15 protein-coding genes are annotated in these 16,293 nt (G+C 45.6%); 1 reads left to right on the top strand and 14 read right to left on the bottom strand.

Annotated features, from left to right (window positions below):
* Positions 1-74: 74 nt before the first annotated feature.
* The 10 genes from SFRI_RS14205 to SFRI_RS14150 form a co-directional block, all read right to left on the bottom strand.
* Positions 75-1,865, bottom strand: coding sequence for an acyl-CoA dehydrogenase C-terminal domain-containing protein (locus tag SFRI_RS14205; RefSeq protein ID WP_011638193.1), 1,791 nt, complete (start codon positions 1,863-1,865; stop codon positions 75-77).
* A gap of 530 nt (positions 1,866-2,395) precedes the next feature.
* Positions 2,396-3,697 (bottom strand): proton-conducting transporter transmembrane domain-containing protein, encoded by a 1,302-nt coding sequence (locus SFRI_RS14200; RefSeq protein WP_011638192.1) that lies wholly within the window; start codon positions 3,695-3,697, stop codon positions 2,396-2,398.
* On the bottom strand, positions 3,697-5,190 hold the full coding sequence (locus SFRI_RS14195; RefSeq protein WP_011638191.1) for a complex I subunit 5 family protein: 1,494 nt from the start codon (positions 5,188-5,190) through the stop codon (positions 3,697-3,699). Before SFRI_RS14195 ends, SFRI_RS14200 begins: the two co-directional genes overlap by 1 nt.
* On the bottom strand, positions 5,187-6,635 hold the full coding sequence (locus SFRI_RS14190) for a complex I subunit 5 family protein (RefSeq protein ID WP_011638190.1): 1,449 nt from the start codon (positions 6,633-6,635) through the stop codon (positions 5,187-5,189). The genes SFRI_RS14195 and SFRI_RS14190 overlap by 4 nt, the downstream gene beginning before the upstream one ends.
* A gap of 289 nt (positions 6,636-6,924) precedes the next feature.
* Positions 6,925-7,233 carry a Na+/H+ antiporter subunit C gene (locus SFRI_RS14185; RefSeq protein ID WP_011638189.1) on the bottom strand — a complete coding sequence of 103 codons (309 nt, stop codon included), beginning with the start codon at positions 7,231-7,233 and terminating at the stop codon, positions 6,925-6,927.
* Positions 7,233-7,889 (bottom strand): hydrogen gas-evolving membrane-bound hydrogenase subunit E, encoded by a 657-nt coding sequence (gene mbhE / locus SFRI_RS14180; protein WP_011638188.1) that lies wholly within the window; start codon positions 7,887-7,889, stop codon positions 7,233-7,235. Before mbhE ends, SFRI_RS14185 begins: the two co-directional genes overlap by 1 nt.
* A gap of 173 nt (positions 7,890-8,062) precedes the next feature.
* The gene (locus SFRI_RS14170; protein WP_011638187.1) at positions 8,063-8,395 is read right to left on the bottom strand and encodes a Na(+)/H(+) antiporter subunit B; all 333 of its coding nucleotides are present in this window, start codon (positions 8,393-8,395) and stop codon (positions 8,063-8,065) included.
* On the bottom strand, positions 8,383-8,682 hold the full coding sequence (mnhG, locus tag SFRI_RS14165) for a monovalent cation/H(+) antiporter subunit G (RefSeq protein ID WP_011638186.1): 300 nt from the start codon (positions 8,680-8,682) through the stop codon (positions 8,383-8,385). The genes SFRI_RS14170 and mnhG overlap by 13 nt, the downstream gene beginning before the upstream one ends.
* Positions 8,669-8,881, bottom strand: a complete 213-nt coding sequence (locus SFRI_RS14160) for an MrpF/PhaF family protein (RefSeq protein WP_244262831.1) — start codon at positions 8,879-8,881, stop codon at positions 8,669-8,671. The genes mnhG and SFRI_RS14160 overlap by 14 nt, the downstream gene beginning before the upstream one ends.
* A gap of 244 nt (positions 8,882-9,125) precedes the next feature.
* A complete protein-coding gene (locus tag SFRI_RS14150; protein ID WP_011638184.1) occupies positions 9,126-9,677 on the bottom strand; it encodes a Na+/H+ antiporter subunit E in 552 nt (183 codons plus the stop codon).
* 1,231 nt (positions 9,678-10,908) lie between these two features.
* Between SFRI_RS14150 and SFRI_RS14145 the strand changes: the two genes are divergently transcribed.
* Positions 10,909-11,790 carry a universal stress protein UspA gene (locus SFRI_RS14145; protein ID WP_011638183.1) on the top strand — a complete coding sequence of 294 codons (882 nt, stop codon included), beginning with the start codon at positions 10,909-10,911 and terminating at the stop codon, positions 11,788-11,790.
* Positions 11,791-11,928: 138 nt separating this feature from the next.
* Here the strand turns inward: SFRI_RS14145 and SFRI_RS14140 are convergent, their stop codons facing one another.
* The 4 genes from SFRI_RS14140 to SFRI_RS14125 all read right to left on the bottom strand — a co-directional run bounded on the left by SFRI_RS14140 (position 11,929) and on the right by SFRI_RS14125 (position 16,291).
* Entirely contained in the window at positions 11,929-12,585 is a 657-nt protein-coding gene (locus tag SFRI_RS14140) for a 3-oxoacid CoA-transferase subunit B (RefSeq protein WP_011638182.1), read from the bottom strand.
* Positions 12,586-12,598: 13 nt separating this feature from the next.
* Complete coding sequence (locus SFRI_RS14135) at positions 12,599-13,303, bottom strand: CoA transferase subunit A (protein ID WP_011638181.1); 705 nt, start codon at positions 13,301-13,303, stop codon at positions 12,599-12,601.
* A gap of 66 nt (positions 13,304-13,369) precedes the next feature.
* Entirely contained in the window at positions 13,370-14,260 is an 891-nt protein-coding gene (locus SFRI_RS14130; RefSeq protein WP_011638180.1) for a hydroxymethylglutaryl-CoA lyase, read from the bottom strand.
* Positions 14,261-16,291: an acetyl/propionyl/methylcrotonyl-CoA carboxylase subunit alpha gene (locus SFRI_RS14125; RefSeq protein WP_011638179.1), complete on the bottom strand. Its 2,031-nt coding sequence runs from the start codon at positions 16,289-16,291 to the stop codon at positions 14,261-14,263.
* Positions 16,292-16,293: the final 2 nt, after the last annotated feature.

Below are 16,293 nucleotides of genomic sequence, written 5' to 3'. Positions count from 1 at the left end.
GTCAAACCTAATCAGACTGAATAAAAAAGCCGCTTCAAGTTAATTGATGCGGCTTTTTTGTGTGTCATTATTTATTAAAAATCAGCTTCTGCGAAATCAACAATATCAGCGCTACTAGATTCAATTTGTTTGCGTAAACTGCGGGTTTGGCTGCCCCAATAGCTCATAAAGAATTGTGCGGTTTTAAGTTTAGCTTGGTAAAAACCAGTCTCTTCAGTACCTGCTTCTAATGCGGCTAATGATGTTGCCGCAACGCGAGTCCACATCCACGCTAGCGCTGTAATACCAAACAACTGCATATAGGCCATTGACGCTGCACCAATAAGATCAGGATTCTTACTGGCTGACTGCACAATAAAACCGGTGGCTTTTTCAAGATCGCCAGCTGCATCCATTAAGCCTGCAAGATAAGGTTTCATTGCGTCATTACCAACGTTTTGCTGAATTAATTCCTTCACCATAACTGACCACAGGGTTAATGCTGCACCTTTGTCGGCAAGTAATTTGCGGCCGACTAAATCGAGTGCTTGCACTCCATTTGTGCCTTCGTAAATCATTGCAATACGGATATCACGTACAAACTGTTCCATACCCCATTCATTAATATAACCATGACCACCATAGATTTGCTGGGCATCAACACACGCTTTAAAGCCTTGGTCGGTGACAAAGCCTTTAACAATTGGTGTAAATAATGCCGCAAGTGCATTAGCTTGTTTGGCTTTTTCTGGATCGGTATGACGTTCTACTTGGTCAAGCCACAGTGCTTGTTGACCCATTAACGCACGTGTACCTTCATTGAACGACTTTTGTGATAACAGCATACGACGTACATCGCCATGGACTAATAATGAGTCAGCAGCTTGTTCAGGCTGCTTAACGCCACTTAATGCACGGCCTTGAATACGCTCTTTGGCATAAACGAGAGCATTTTGATAAGCAATATCTGATACGCCTAAACCTTGAATACCCACACCTAAACGTGCTTGGTTCATCATGGTAAACATGGCTTTTAGACCTTGATGTGCTGCACCAACAAGCTCACCTATGGCGCCGTCAAAATGCATCACACATGTTGAGTTACCATGAATACCCATCTTATGCTCAAGACCTGTTGCGCTAAGCTTGTTAGCTTCGCCTAAGCTACCATCGGCATTGACTAAAAACTTAGGTACAGCAAATAGTGAAATACCTTTAACACCTTCCGGTGCATCAGGTAAACGCGCTAATACTAAATGAATGATGTTGTCGGCGAGATCGTGATCGCCAGACGAGATAAAGATTTTTTCGCCGCTAATGGCAAATACATCGTCACCCGCAGGAACCGCTTTAGTACGTAATAAGGCTAAATCTGTACCCGCATGAGACTCGGTTAAGTTCATGGTACCAGTCCACTCGCCACTGACCAGTTTTGCTAAGTACTTTTGCTTTAGCGCATCACTGCCGTGAACATGAATGGCTGAATAAGCGCCATGGGTTAAGCCTGGATACATGGCAAACGCCATATTAGTGGCGGTTTTCATTTCGGTTGCGAATGTACCGATAACTTCAGGTAAACCTTGGCCACCAAATTCAGGATCACAGGTTAATGTTGCCCAACCATCTTGTACGTATTGTTTATAAGCTTGCTTGAACCCAATAGGGGTAATGACCTTACCATCAACCAGTTTACAACCTTCTAAGTCACCGCTGGCATTGAGTGGCAACATGATGTCGGTGCTGAAATCGGCAACACCTTGCAAAATTGCATCAGTGAGATCCGCATCTATTTCATCAAAACCGCGTAAATCAGTTTGTTTATAGACATTAAGCAGTTCAGACAGAATGAATTGATAATCGCGAAGAGGGGCTTGGTAAATAGGCATAAGATCATTCCTTGGTTATGTTGTATTTTAGTTTGGTCTCGGCAACAAGATGCAGCTTGTTACTGGTCCAATCAGATAGTTGGTTTGTCTAACCATACCCAATTTCGAGTAAAAACTCAGTATTATTTTTACGTAAACGTAAACTTAATACTATGTGTTCAACGTATCGATATGTTTACTCTGAAATATGTGTGCTGTTAACTTCTGTGTTAATACAGTAATCACCTTTGGAAAGTTCAGTATTGATGAAATTTTTTGCTTTACTAACGAATACGTAATCGTTTTTGTCCGGTTTGTATAATTTCAACTCGGAATAGCAGATGTGATAAATTAATCTATCAAAATTATTTTGAAGCTTAAGACCCTAAAAATATAAGTCTTTGAAACTGCAGAAATCTCACTGGTTAGCAGGAGTTAAGATGATGCAAGATTTAATCAAGGATCCACAAGCTAGTTATTAAATTCGTAGGGATACTTCAGCTTCTAATCCAATTTTATTATGTTCTATTAAGTAACTTGTCTTACTGAGTCTACATAGCATCCAGCAGCAAAAGAACCAGAGTCACAATAACTAAGAGTATAAATAGAGTGGTCGCAATTGACCAACGCTGCAAAAAGTATTCACCGGTGCCGAACGTGTTCTGCCATCCTCGCTTTTGCCAGAGTCCCTTACATCTGGCAAACCATGAAGAGCGAAGTTCTGGCAAAGTCTCGTTTCCCATCCCCCCTCCCCAACGAATGAAGGCATCAAACCAACGCTCTACAGACAATTCCGTCAGGTTCTCATTGCTCGAACCGGATGTTTCCTTTCCACTCTTGAACCATTCTAGCCCTGCGGTCATCAATGCCAGTCCCCATCCTAGAGAGGCAATGAAGACATGGGCTGAGTCTCCATATTGATTCCATAGGGCAGGTTTGATCAGCCCCGTCCCCAAGCCTATAACAAAGCTTCCCGTCGCAATGAAGAAAACACAGATAAGTCGCTGTTTCCATTGAACCCGCGAAACTGACAGCATGGCATAAAAGATTGTCGCAAAGCCGATCACTAGCAGCACAGCTCCAGCCATGGGTGCGGCAAGTTCACCTAACGGCAACCAACGCAGGCCACAAAGCAAGCCCGTGGCGACGGGGCCTAGCCACAACAGCAGCGCCATCGCCGGCCGAACCGAGTAATAAGACAAAGATAGCCATCGATGTAATGGCCACACTCCTACCTTGAGGGCGATACCGACAATTACCATCGACAGATAAAAAGATGATGACTCTGATAGCGTCATTGCTTTGGTTAGGGTAGCGAAGTCCAGATATTCTGTTGTTGCGGTGGCCATCATCACGGCCTCGAATAGCAGGATGTCTGCTAGGATCAGTAGCACCAGATATATCCGCCCAGCGCGGCGAGTAGTTTCGTCACCATGAGTAAGCAAGAGGCCAATACACGCGTAGCTCATCAGAGTCGTAAAGCTGAAGAAGACAATCATATCCGTTGCCAGCACTGCGCCAATCTGCCCCACTAGAAATAATAGCAGTAAGCTAGTCTGTGGATTATAGCCGTCACATTTGGCTGGAGTAGGCACAAAGGCTGCTCCAACGCCCCACACCACCACCGACATAGCCAGCCACCAACGGGATAGCGCGTCTATACCCAACCCAGCGCCCAGCCAAAACCAGGGCAGTTCAATAGCAAAATCCACAGGAATAAACACAAGCGTAGCAGCTGGCAACAGCGCCATATGTATCGGTCTGGGTAGGTGAGTATGCAGTGCAGGGAACGCCAACAGCAGCGGCAGGCCTAGTGCTGATAAAAGTAGGGATACACTCACTATGGCGTTCATTAGGCAAATCCTCGACTCACAATTAATCGAGTCCATTCCAATAGGTTAAACGGTGCAAATGCCAAAAGCCCCAAAGCCAATGTCAACAGTGCAGTAACTATGGGGGGGACAAGTAATGTCCAAGCCGTCTCTTTGTTTCCAAAAGATCGTTCGGCCGGCCAGCTATCGGGAGGGGCCTTAAACCAAGCAGTATACAATATGGGTAAAAAGTAGGCGGCATTGAGGGCACTACTTACCGCCAGAACATATATCACCCAGCCTTGTCCTGCGTCCAATGCCCCCAGTCCTAGATACCATTTGCTAAAAAAACCTGCGAGCGGCGGGGCACCTATCATACCGAAGGCACCAATGGTGAATGCCGCCATGGTCCAAGGCATCCGACGTCCGACCCCGTTCATCTCGCTGATTTTATGAATCCCTAGGGTCTCGGCGAGGTTACCTGCGCACATAAAAAGGGTGATTTTTTGCACTCCCTGATGCACCAGGTGGATCAGTCCTCCCAGCGTCGCGATAGGACTGGCAAGCGCTATGCCTAGCACTATATAGGACACTTGGCTGACTGTAGAAAATGCGAGTCGACGTTTAAGTTCGTCCTGAAATAAGGCGCGCAGCGAGCCATAAATTATGGTTACAGCAGCCAGTATTGCTAGGGGTAAGGTTAGCCCCAAACTGTTGGCAAACTCAATGCCATACACATCGTAAACAACCCGTATTATGCCGAATGCGCCCGCCTTCACCACTGCCACGGCGTGCAGCAGCGCACTTACAGGCGCTGGGGCAACCATGGCCTGAGGTAACCAGCCATGTAGGGGGACCAAAGCCGCTTTTACCCCCAATCCGGCAATCAACAAGCAGAAGATTATCATCAGTGTTGGGTGCAAAGAGGCATCAAGCCCGGACAAAAAGCCGCGGTCGGTGAACTCCAGAGTGCCGGCAAGCGTATACAACCACACAGAAGATAGCAGTAGCAATGCGCCCCCGATGATAGTGTAGATAAGGTAATTTCTGCCGGCCTGGCGTGCGATTTCGGTTCCGCGGTGTACGATCAGTGGGTAAGTGCAAAGAGTAAGTAGTTCATAAAACAGCAGGAAGGTAATCAAATTCCCCGCAAGGGCAACACCTGTCGTGGCAGTAACACACAGACTGAAGAAGCCAAAAAAGCGGCTGCGATGAGGTGAACCCTCCAGATATCCAACGGCATAAACGGTAGTGACCAGCCACAGTCCGGAAGAAAGTGTCACGAAAAGCATCGCCAATGGGCCAGAACGCAGAACCAAATCGAGTCCTGGTAAGAGGGTTAGACGAGCCTCAAAATGATAGCCATGTAATATGCCCCAAAACATTCCCCCGACCAGCACAATCTTAAATAGCGCACCTGCCAGATTAAGCATTGTGCGGGTGACGACACGATCCTCGGGCAAGCAGAAAATTATCAGCCCCGGCAAGAAAGAGCTGGCGAGGATCAACAAGGGCAGAGCCGTACTCCAATTCATCCGCTATGTCCTGTGCCAAAGGGGGAACCCATTTCTAACATTGCCAACGGCCAGTATGTGAACAAGCCCAAGAGCACTGCTATTAAAGCCAACCCTAAAGCGCTCCACTCCATCGTGGCCGGTAGTGTTACCGTTCGGCTTGTTGGTTCGTCATGAGTAAACACATGAGCAATGACTTTGAATACATAGCCAGTGGCCAGAAATCCACCAAGGAGCAGAATAATTCCCCACCACCACTGTCCGGATTCTATTGATGCCTGCAGTAATAACCACTTGCCAATGAACCCTCCACTTGGCGGTAGCCCCATAAGGCTGATACCAGCTAGGGCGAATGCCGTCAATGTCAGTGGCAGACGTTGGGTTATTGAGCCGAGCTCCGCTATGCGGTCATGTCCCGCAAAAAACTGAATATTACCCGCCGCCATGAACATCGCCGCCTTAGCCATAGCATGGGAAAATAACATATATAGTGCTCCCTTCCAGGCAATGCTCGTCCCCAACGGAAAAGCCAAAAACAGATAGCCCAGTTGCGATACTGTCGAGTAGGCAATAAGTAATTTTAGCCGTGTTTGGCGCAGTGCTTGAATTCCGCCCCAAAGGACGGCCGCGGCGCCGAGCAGTCCGAGAAAATTAGCAAATGCCCCCCCCTGCGTTTGAAAGAACTCCAGCCACATGCGTAGCAGAATATAGAAGGAAGCTTTGACCACCAATGCGGACATAAGCGCACTCACGGGGGCTGGGGCTGAAGCATGGGCGGGCGGTAACCAAAAATGCATTGGGAAAAGCGCTGTTTTGAGCAGTAGGCCGGTACTTATCAATCCCACCGCCGCCCACATCGCAGGTGACGGTTCTACTCGTTGTGCTAGTATTGCAATGTCCAGACTACCAACACTGTGGTAGATAAGGGCAACGCCCAACAGATAGAACAAGGAGCCCAGTAGGCTTACCAATAGATAACGCATTGCTGCAATCAAGGCGTCGGCGCCACCTGCTAATGCCACAAGGGCCACTGCCGTTAATCCCAGTAATTCCAGTGTGACATAGAGATTGAAGATATCTGCTGACAGAAACAATGCATTGAGCGCCCCGCACAGGAATAACCACAACGGCCAAAAATGCCTCGCTTTGTCGCGACTGAAATAACTGCTGGAATAGATGCTGATACCTAAACCTACCAGTGCCGCCATCAATAGCATTAGTAGACTCAGACCATCTGCGTAAAGGTCGATGCCCAATGGCGCCCCCCAACCACCCATAGGGTAGCGCAGCGATCCTAGTGCTTTGAGTTGCCAGCCGAGCCTAGTGACACATGCCAAAACAACCAAGGAAGTCAGCAGACCCAGTGACTTCGCTTTTGCCGGAAACAGGAAGCAAGCCATACTCCCTATCAAGGGGAAGATGATCGGCATCACAATCCACGGGATTTGCTCCAAAATTAACTCCATGCAGCAATCTTGTCCTTTTTAGTATTCAGTGCCTGCCCAATATTAGTGAAGAGCTCTTTACACGCACGCTGTTTGCATTATCACTCATCGGCGCTTATTCACTTAGCCAGTTGCAAACAAGGCTATGTCATTGAATAGGGCGCCGGGGTGAAGCATAAATATTCCGCTAATTTAGTTTGGTAGTCCTTTCTTGCTATGTTGTCATTTTTGGTTATTTAGTTTTTACGGCACTCAATCATTGAGACAATATGAAATGGCCTATATTTTCTCTGTTCTGGGTTCCGAGGTCTCATTCACAATCTTTGTCGGGGAATTCGCTTTTCCCAATTGCCTTATTTATTTTTAACATCAAAATGAGCGCCAACGCAGTGGCTGATACGGCCACCACGATACCGGTAATGACCATGGCATGAGGTACAGGATCTGGTTGGACATTATGATTACGGGAAGCCAACGATACCAAAACCAGAAACACCCCGGTGCACATCACATTGATAGCCAGTATTTTGCGCAACAAATTAGCGTAAACGATTAAGGAATATATACCTAAAATGAACAAACCCACGCCAAGCAGTGCATAGAGGTAAATATTGCTCATTATTCTTCTCCCTTTGGCCGTCCACCGAGGAAGAGCGCTGCCAATGTTGCGCCAATGGAGAGGGTAGCTGCAGATTCGATAATCAACATCAGCTCACTGGCCACAGTAGGAGGGTATCGCAAAAATTCACTTCCGATCAGCAACGCCCCCGTACCTACCATGACAAACATAGCTAGACCCAAGACTAATAGCACTCTCAACGGAAGGCCTGAGTAACGATTGTTTACCCGCCATCCGCAAAGCCGTAGCAGTACACCTGCCGCACCCAGTAAAGCACCGGCCTGAAAAGCTCCCCCCGGTGCATCAGCTCCTGCCCACACTAAGTAACCGGCCACCAAAATAAACACGGGAATCAGCTGACGAGACATGATGTCCAGAATCTGGTCCGGGGCTGATCCGCGATAAGTGGGCATTTCGTCCAGAGACCATACGCCAAGTAGAGCTGCCAGTAAGACTCCCATCTCCAGCAAAGTATCGTAACCACGAAAGTTTAGCAGCACCGCACTCACAGGATTGTGTGCGCCACTTATCGTCATGTTGTCGGTCAGCATTGTTGGCAGCTCTTGCGCAGGATCAGGTATAGACAATACGGCATAACTGAGTACAACACCGAGCACCAGCAATAGTGGCAACAATAACCAAGGTCTTGTATCCATATCATCTCTCCTGATTTTGAGCTGCCACCTGACGTTGGCTGGGTAGCAGCTTATAAAAGGAAACCACACAGAAATCTCTGACGAGGGGAAGGGGAGTCATAATGCTGCCAATATCTATCAATGACATATTATTAGCATCAGGTTCATACTGATTCGAGTATCCAAGTATCTTTTTACTCATCATTTGTATCACCTTCAATCGATTTATGCGGAATAATTGGCTGCGCTTCCTCACTGTTAGACTCATCAACACGGGGATCCTTTAGCCGCGCATACGCGGCCAGTAACAGGGCGCCAGTCAGGCCTGCACCAATAGCCGCCTCAGCCAGAGCGATATCAGGAGCATTGAGCCTTACCCAAGCTAAAGCCATTAATAATCCGAAACTGATAAACAGCACAATCGATTTGAACATATCTGGGCTGGCGAGAGCTTGCCAGGCTAGGTAAAATAAGCCGGTTACTAACAGGCTATCAAACCCCCAGTAAAGGAGGCTTAACGTTTCCAAGGCTTGATACCTCGCTGCAATGCACGTCTTGCAATCAAATGGGAAGTGGTTGCACTGGCAAGCATCACAAAAGCCCAGATAAGTAGCAATTTCCCCACAGTGCCCCAGCTTTGTGCCTGAACTGCTAATCCTGCGACCACCAGACCCAGACCCACGTTGTCGGCTTTGGTCAAAGCATGCAAGCGAGTGTATACATCTGGAAATCGCAATAAGCCCAGAGTGCCTGCTAAGAAGAAGGCGCCCCCAGTGAAGAGTAGGATGCTGGATAGGACATTAATGAGTGTCATGCTTTGTCTCCTTATCGCCCCAGACTCGCCGGACAAAGGTTACCGCGGTTACCGCAGCAAGTAAGGCGAATACTAATGCCACATCATGAAGAGCTGGTTTGTCTGTCGCTTGAGCCAGTAATAACATTACCGCCACTGATGTGGTGCCAAATAACTGTGCCGTTAACATGCGATCAGCTGCCGTGGGGCCGCGTAACACCCTCCACACTCCAACAATGAGGTTCAGTAAAAGGAACAAAGCCAGTGAGACATATAGAGTTTGCATACGGATTTAATCGTCCAATTTAGCAGGCGTTTTAAGGCCTAGTGGTTTGATTGCGTTTAGGAAGCAATTAATCTGATTCAGGATTGATTCCGCAGTATTCCCCATAATAAAGCCATATACATCTAATACATTCCAGCTCTTGCACGCCAACTTCGTTGTTTCCAGCAGGCAAACCCTTTCATAAAATATTTTCATTGCATTCATCTCCTTTTCCATCGTGCAAAGAGATATTGAACATTTTGGCAACTATTTTTTCTAACGTCATTAGTTCCGACAACACATTTTTTCGTGTATCAAGCACATGAACTTTTAAATGGTTTTTCCCCAAATTGACACTCAATGTACCAGGTAGCAGACTGACCGTATTAGCCATAAATACACGGGATATTCCTGGTGGCAGACGTAATGGAAAATCAATTAGGCCCGGGGCTATGGGAATTTTTGGATTTAATGCGCACCACGCTACATTGGCACCACCACGAAGTGAGTTCCAAATAAAAAAAGGCACGAAGCGTACAGAGTGAATCACCGAGCAGGAAAAAGGAGATACCAGTACCATACTTATCAACGTAGCAACGAGCACTGTCGGAGCGCCAACCAACCATGAGTTTACTGACCCCTCAGTAAGCATTACCCACATAAAGGCAAAAGCAACCACACGAAACCATGCTATTCGAAAATGAATATTCATCAAATCGTTCAACCAGCTTTTACTTGATAATCTACTCATCCTTTATCCCCTAGAATCATTTCGTTATACAGTGTTTACATCCATATACGGCATCATTATCAGGAGCAACCCTTACTTCTCCTAACCAGCGACAGCAGCCAATCTATGAACTGCTAATTTACTAAATATGCTTTGTAAAATGCTCGATTATTCGTGGTGGCGCAATTATTTATCGTTCTCCACACAAAGTGTAGATGGTGATCCCGTATAGTTCGTAGTATTTCTGAATAGGTACAATTGGACTCCACCAAAAGTGAACGTTGCTAGTGCTATTTACATAATTAAATGACCAGAAAGCTTTTTAATTTAGTTACTTCTAGTTATTGATAGAAGCAATATTTACCTACATTTATGTAATGGAACCTAGTGCACTTCAGAGAATCCCTGTCCAGCTAGACCAATTTATTTATAACTTCGAGTAACGAATATTATGGTATTTAATTGCTTACTGCATCATCAAAAATTATTTTTATTCAATGTGGTGAAAACTAAAAAGTTTATATATTCATAGTGTTAGTTATCACCTGAACACATTTTTTTAATACCACCATTTGAGAACATCACCGTGTCTTAAAGGGAAGAACCAAAGGTAGTGGTCAACAATTATTGGCCAAGGTTTTAGGAGCATTCCAATATAAACATTTAGATTAATTTGGCATCAGCCCATCATTATATTGAGTAGCGTAGTATCACTGTAATATCAGGTACTGTAATTTTGACCTTTTTATCGGCTTCCGAAAAACTGGAACAACCACATATCGGAATCCTTTTTTACTTCAGGCTTCAAAAAAGCATTCCATTGGAGTATTAATCTCGCAGTAGCTTCTCCTACTGCGATTGGCCTCTCTGTCGGTCACAAAGTTCATCCAAAACTCTACCTGCAACCAGAATGAGTGACATAAAAAAGTTGTCTATTGCCATATCTCTGCGCTAAGTTGGTTAATATATAATCGATTCATATTGCTTTACGAAAGTTGATTTCGATCAACTTTTGTACCGATACTTGAGCACAAACTTACGCTATTGGCTAATCTAAAAATAGTTCCTTGCTCATGTTTTGCTCAGTTTTTTAACTTCATTTTTGCTAGTGGAGTATTAGCGAGATAATTAGTTGGGGAAGCCTACTCATCAGCTTTGTTAAGCTTACCGATAGATGTTTGTTTAATGGAGTAAATTGATTTGTTTTCAAGCGTTTTGCACAGTAAAAATTGGCTTGTATAAGGAGATTTAAATGGACAAAGTGTTTATTATTGCACAAATGGAACAGGCGCATACCGACGCAGTAGCCAGCGGTTTGCAACTGGCAAAGCAATTGAACAAAAATGCGGAAGTCTTTGCTTATTCTTATGCTTATTTTAGTGGTCCTGAAAGTTATAACCCTCGTTTAGTCAGCGTTGCTCAAAAACAGTTAATGGATCAACGAGAAGCTGAATTAAAGCAGCATCTCGTGGATCTTAAAGGTGAAGATATTCCGGTACACATGGTGTGGAGCAAATATTTATTTGAACATGCCTGTCATCATTCTATTCGTCATGGGTTTGATCTTATGGTGAAGGCTGTACATCATGCCGACCATTATTTACCCACTGACTGGCAGTTGATACGCCATACGCGGATCCCGTTATTATTATTAACCAGTAATCCACTCACTAAGGGCAACGCAACGTTGATGGCTGTCGATCTTGCTACTCATGATCCAATTAAACAACAGCTCAATAGCGTAGTGGTGGCATATGGTAAGCAACTTGCAGAAGCTACAGGGACCAAATTACATTTAGCTTTTGTGCTTAGGGTACCCAAAATATTACGAGATATGGATTTGATTGATACACATGCTCTTGTTAAAAAGGCATATAAAGATCATCAAAAACAGATTGCTAAATTTAATATGGATCCTGAGTGTATCCATATTATTGCTGGTGAGCCTGAGCTGTGCTTGTTTGAGCTAGCCTGCAGATTGAAGAGTAAATATTTTGTGATTGGTGCTCGGCAGCGAGAAGGATTATTAGGACGGATTATAGGCAATACTGCCGAGTTGGTTTTAGAGCGCATGCGCAGTAACGTATTGATTATTCCAGCAGATGATCAATTGCTTGCGCCTTTAACCTTGTAGGTTTTCTGCAAATTAACGGTCACACCAACGAAGCGATAGGTACTTTTAGTTAGTTGTCATTTTAAAAAATACAAAAAGCCCGCATCACTGAGTATATCCAGAGTGGCGGGCTTTGTTATATTAACCGTTTAAGATTAATTAAAAGGTCATTTCAGGCACATGCTCAGGCACCACTAGCTTACCGGCTGTTTTTGTGACGATCTCTTCAACAGACACGCCAGGGGCACGTTCAAGTAAATGGAATGCGCCATCTTTAATTTCCATAAAGGCCAAATCTGTCATTACACGTTTAATGCAACCATAACCGGTTAATGGCAGTTCACATTTTGATAATAATTTTGAATTACCGTATTTGTCTGCATGCATCATGGTGACAATAATATTATCAGCGCCAGCGACTAAATCCATTGCACCGCCCATGCCTTTAATCAGTTTTCCTGGGATCATCCATGAGGCGATAGAGCCGTTAACATCAACTTCAAATGCGCCTAACACGGTGAGATCTACGTGGCCGCCACGGATCATCGCAAAGCTTTCTGCTGATGAAAAGAATGACGCGCCAGCCACTGCGGTAACCGTTTGTTTGCCGGCGTTGATAAGGTCGGCATCAATGTTTTCTTCTGTCGGAAACTCGCCCATGCCGAGTAAACCGTTTTCAGATTGCAGCATCACTTGCATGCCTTGAGGAATATAGTTAGCCACAAGGGTAGGGATCCCAATTCCTAAATTAACGTAAAAACCGTCTTGTAATTCTTTTGCTACGCGCTGGGCGAGTTGTTCTCTGGTCAGTGCCATGGTGTTGTCTCCCTTATTTCGCAGCTTTGACGGTACGTTGCTCAATTCGTTTCTCAAAGCTGGCTTTGATAACGCGATCAACATATATACCCGGTGTATGAATATGGTTTGGATCTAACTCACCTGGTTCAACAATCTCTTCAGCTTCAACCACGGTAATTTTACCTGCGGTGGCCATCATTGGATTGAAGTTAGCGGCGGTTTTGCGAAACACCAAATTACCCATGGTGTCGGCTTTCCAGGCGCGAACTAAGGCAAAATCTGCCGTTAATGATTCTTCTAATACGTAATGACGACCTTTAATTTCACGGGTTTCTTTTCCGTCAGCAATCGGCGTTCCGTAACCTGTCGCGGTGAAAAATGCCGGAATACCCGCGCCGCCAGCACGAATTTTTTCAGCCAATGTGCCTTGCGGGGTTAAAATAACATTGAGTTCACCTGACAACATTTGCTGTTCAAAGGTGGCATTTTCTCCAACATATGATGCAATCATGGTGGCAATTTGATGCTGCTTTAGTAATAGCCCTAAGCCAAAGTCATCAACGCCGGCGTTGTTTGATATGGCCGTTAAGCCTTTAACGCCAATTTTAACCATGTGGTTAATTAAGCCTTCAGGGATACCACACAAACCAAACCCGCCGACCATAATGGTCATGTTGTCATTCAGTCCTGCTAGTGCTTCGTCATAGCTGTGGACGACTTTATTGAATCCTGCCATCTTGTTGTCCTTATTGTTATGTTCACAAGGGGGAGTGTTTTGCCTCACCCCAGTGAGTATATGTGATTATGTTCTGATTGCATTTGCCACTTTAGACCCATTAGCGCGCCCCAACACGCGGCTAATTGTATCGCCCGCCAGTGCAAGCTTAGCGAGGTCAATACCGGTATCAATCCCCATGCCATGAAGCATATACACCAAATCTTCTGTGGCGAGATTGCCCGACGCACCTTTTGCATATGGACAACCACCAAGACCAGCAACTGAAGCATCAAACACGCTGATACCGGTTTCAAGGCAGGCAAGTATGTTGGCTAACGCTTGGCCGTATGTGTCGTGAAAATGCAAAGCTAACTTATCAGCAGGAACCACTTTAGCGACAGCCTCAACCATCTGCCGCGCTTTATTGGGAGTGCCAACGCCGATGGTGTCGCCTAATGAGATTTCGTAACAACCCATTTTATAAAGGATCTCAGATACTCTCGCGACTTCTCTCACATCAATGTCGCCTTCGTACGGACAACCCAGCACACAAGACACGTAGCCACGCACTGCAATCCCATGTTTTTTGGCTGCTTCCATTAACGGAATAAAGCGCTCGATTGACTCATCAATAGAGCAATTAATATTTTTTTGACTAAAACTTTCTGATGCTGCGCCAAAAATAGCCACTTCATCCGCACCTGCAGCGAGGGCTAGTTCAAACCCTTTTAGGTTAGGGGTTAATGCACTGTAAACCACACCAGCTTGTCGTTTGAGTTGCTGCAATACGGCATCAGAATCGGCCATTTGTGGCACCCACTTAGGTGACACAAAGCTGCCTGCTTCAATACGCTTAATACCTGCATCACCAAGTTGTGTGATTAGCGCGAGTTTGTCTGCAGTGGTCACTGGCACTTCGTTTTGTAAACCGTCACGCGCGCCAACGTCAAAAATGCTCACTTTAGTCGGTAACATTTACGCTTCCTCGACGTTAGCTTCAGAGGCTAATGGTTCAACGTTTAATAGTTGTGCACCGTCACTGACAAGCTCACCGCTTTGGAAATAAAACTCACTCACCACGCCATCAAACGGCGCTTCGATGGTGTATTCCATTTTCATGGCTTCCATCACTAATAAACCTTGGCCCGCTTTGACTTGTTCGCCCACTTCCACTAAATGAGTCACAACAGTGCCATTCATTGGTGCTTTAAGCTTATCAGCATGGTTAATCACTTCTTCAATCACTTGAGCCAATATGGCTTTAAAGTGATAACTGCCAGAAGGTAAAAATAGCGTAAAGTCGTCGCCTTGATGGCTAACAGGAATTTTGCTCTTATGGCCATTAATCTCAGCTAAAAGTAAGTCAGCTTTCAGCTCACCCGCTAACGTCAACACTTGGTCGTGTAAACACAATTGATATTGCTCGCCAACGGCGGTAAGCAACAAGTCATGCTGTTGCACTTCGGCGGATACGTCAGTTAATAACGACACACGATGCACGCTTGAACTGTTGAGTCTAAAGCCGCTCACGAGGCCCCAAGGTGAATACGGGTCTGCGCTGTTTATGGCCAACGCTTTTGCTGCTTGTTTACGTGACAGTACTTGAAAAAGTCCTGCTAGTGCTAACGCGGTATCTGCTTCAATAGCAGCGTCACCAATTAAGGTGTCGCCATAACGCTCAATAAAGTCAGTACAGAAATCTGCCGCAGCAAAAGCTGGGTGTTCAGCAATGTTGGCTAAAAACTCGATGTTATGTTTAAGGCCACTGATTTGGTATGACTCAAGTGCGTGTACTAAACGTTGCAGTGCGCGAGGGCGCGACTCATCCCATACAATCAGCTTGGCGATCATCGGGTCATAAAAGTTACTGATGACATCGTTTTCACGAATACCTGAATCGATACGCACGTGACGATTTTGTTCTGGTTCACGTAAAAAATTGAGCTTACCGCTGGCAGGTAAAAATTCGTTTTGCGGATCTTCAGCGTAAATTCGCACTTCAAATGAATGACCATGAATACGCACTTCATCTTGGCGTAGCGGTAATTCACCACCACTGGCGACAACTAGCTGCCATTTTACTAAGTCTTGGCCAGTCACCATTTCGGTAACCGGATGCTCTACTTGCAAACGGGTGTTCATTTCCATGAAGTAGAAGCTATTATCGGTATCGAGTAAAAACTCAACGGTGCCCGCGCCAACATAATCAATGGCTTTGGCGGCAGCAACGGCGGCGTTCCCCATTTGAGCTCGTAGTTCGTCTGACAAACCGGGGGCTGGTGCTTCTTCAACCACTTTTTGATGGCGACGTTGAATTGAGCAGTCACGGTCAGATAAGTAAATAGCGTTGCCTTGAGTGTCGGCAAACACTTGCACTTCAACATGACGTGGTTGACGTAAGTAGCGTTCCATTAACAGTTTGTCATTGCCAAATGACGAGCTGGCTTCACGGCGTGCGGATTTAATAGCTTCAAGAATTTCACCGTCGTTTTCAACGATGCGCATTCCTTTACCACCACCACCGTAGGCAGCTTTAATCAGTAACGGGAAGCCAACCGCTTTGGCTTCTGCTATTAACGTAGCATCCGTTTGATCGTCGCCATGATAACCCGGCACTAAGGGCACATTGGCTTTTGACATGATTTCTTTGGCGGCACTTTTGCTGCCCATGGCATCAATCGCATCGCTACCAGGTCCGACAAAGGCGATGCCATTTTGCTCACATTTACGGGCAAACTCGGCATTTTCTGATAAAAAACCGTAACCAGGGTGAATGGCTTCCGCACCCGATTTTTTAGCTATCTCAATAATTAAATCAGCTTTTAAATATGAGTCGGCAGGGGCGCTGCCGCCTAGGTAAAACGATTCATCCGCCATTGCCACATGACGCGCATCTTTGTCGGCATCGGAATAAAGGGCGATGGTGCGAACACCCATGGTTTGAGCCGTTTTAATAATACGGCAAGCAATTTCACCACGGTTAGCAATCAGTAATTTGGTAAACATTA

The sequence above is a fragment of the Shewanella frigidimarina NCIMB 400 genome (assembly GCF_000014705.1).
Taxonomy (GTDB): domain Bacteria; phylum Pseudomonadota; class Gammaproteobacteria; order Enterobacterales; family Shewanellaceae; genus Shewanella; species Shewanella frigidimarina.
Note: the sequence above shows the minus strand (reverse complement) of the source record. Positions and strands in the feature narration are given on the sequence as shown.

Excerpts from the sequence above, each read along its gene's own strand:
- SFRI_RS14205 (WP_011638193.1), bottom strand. The coding sequence starts at position 1,865 with ATGCCTATTTACCAAGCCCCTCTTCGCGATTATCAATTCATTCTGTCT.
- SFRI_RS14150 (WP_011638184.1), bottom strand. The coding sequence starts at position 9,677 with ATGAGTAGATTATCAAGTAAAAGCTGGTTGAACGATTTGATGAATATT.
- SFRI_RS14195 (WP_011638191.1), bottom strand. The coding sequence starts at position 5,190 with ATGAATTGGAGTACGGCTCTGCCCTTGTTGATCCTCGCCAGCTCTTTC.
- SFRI_RS14190 (WP_011638190.1), bottom strand. The coding sequence starts at position 6,635 with ATGGAGTTAATTTTGGAGCAAATCCCGTGGATTGTGATGCCGATCATC.
- mnhG (WP_011638186.1), bottom strand. The coding sequence starts at position 8,682 with ATGACACTCATTAATGTCCTATCCAGCATCCTACTCTTCACTGGGGGC.
- mbhE (WP_011638188.1), bottom strand. The coding sequence starts at position 7,889 with ATGGATACAAGACCTTGGTTATTGTTGCCACTATTGCTGGTGCTCGGT.
- SFRI_RS14140 (WP_011638182.1), bottom strand. The coding sequence starts at position 12,585 with ATGGCACTGACCAGAGAACAACTCGCCCAGCGCGTAGCAAAAGAATTA.
- SFRI_RS14130 (WP_011638180.1), bottom strand. The coding sequence starts at position 14,260 with ATGTTACCGACTAAAGTGAGCATTTTTGACGTTGGCGCGCGTGACGGT.
- SFRI_RS14200 (WP_011638192.1), bottom strand. The coding sequence starts at position 3,697 with ATGAACGCCATAGTGAGTGTATCCCTACTTTTATCAGCACTAGGCCTG.
- SFRI_RS14145 (WP_011638183.1), top strand. The coding sequence starts at position 10,909 with ATGGACAAAGTGTTTATTATTGCACAAATGGAACAGGCGCATACCGAC.
- SFRI_RS14185 (WP_011638189.1), bottom strand. The coding sequence starts at position 7,233 with ATGAGCAATATTTACCTCTATGCACTGCTTGGCGTGGGTTTGTTCATT.
- SFRI_RS14135 (WP_011638181.1), bottom strand. The coding sequence starts at position 13,303 with ATGGCAGGATTCAATAAAGTCGTCCACAGCTATGACGAAGCACTAGCA.
- SFRI_RS14125 (WP_011638179.1), bottom strand. The coding sequence starts at position 16,291 with ATGTTTACCAAATTACTGATTGCTAACCGTGGTGAAATTGCTTGCCGT.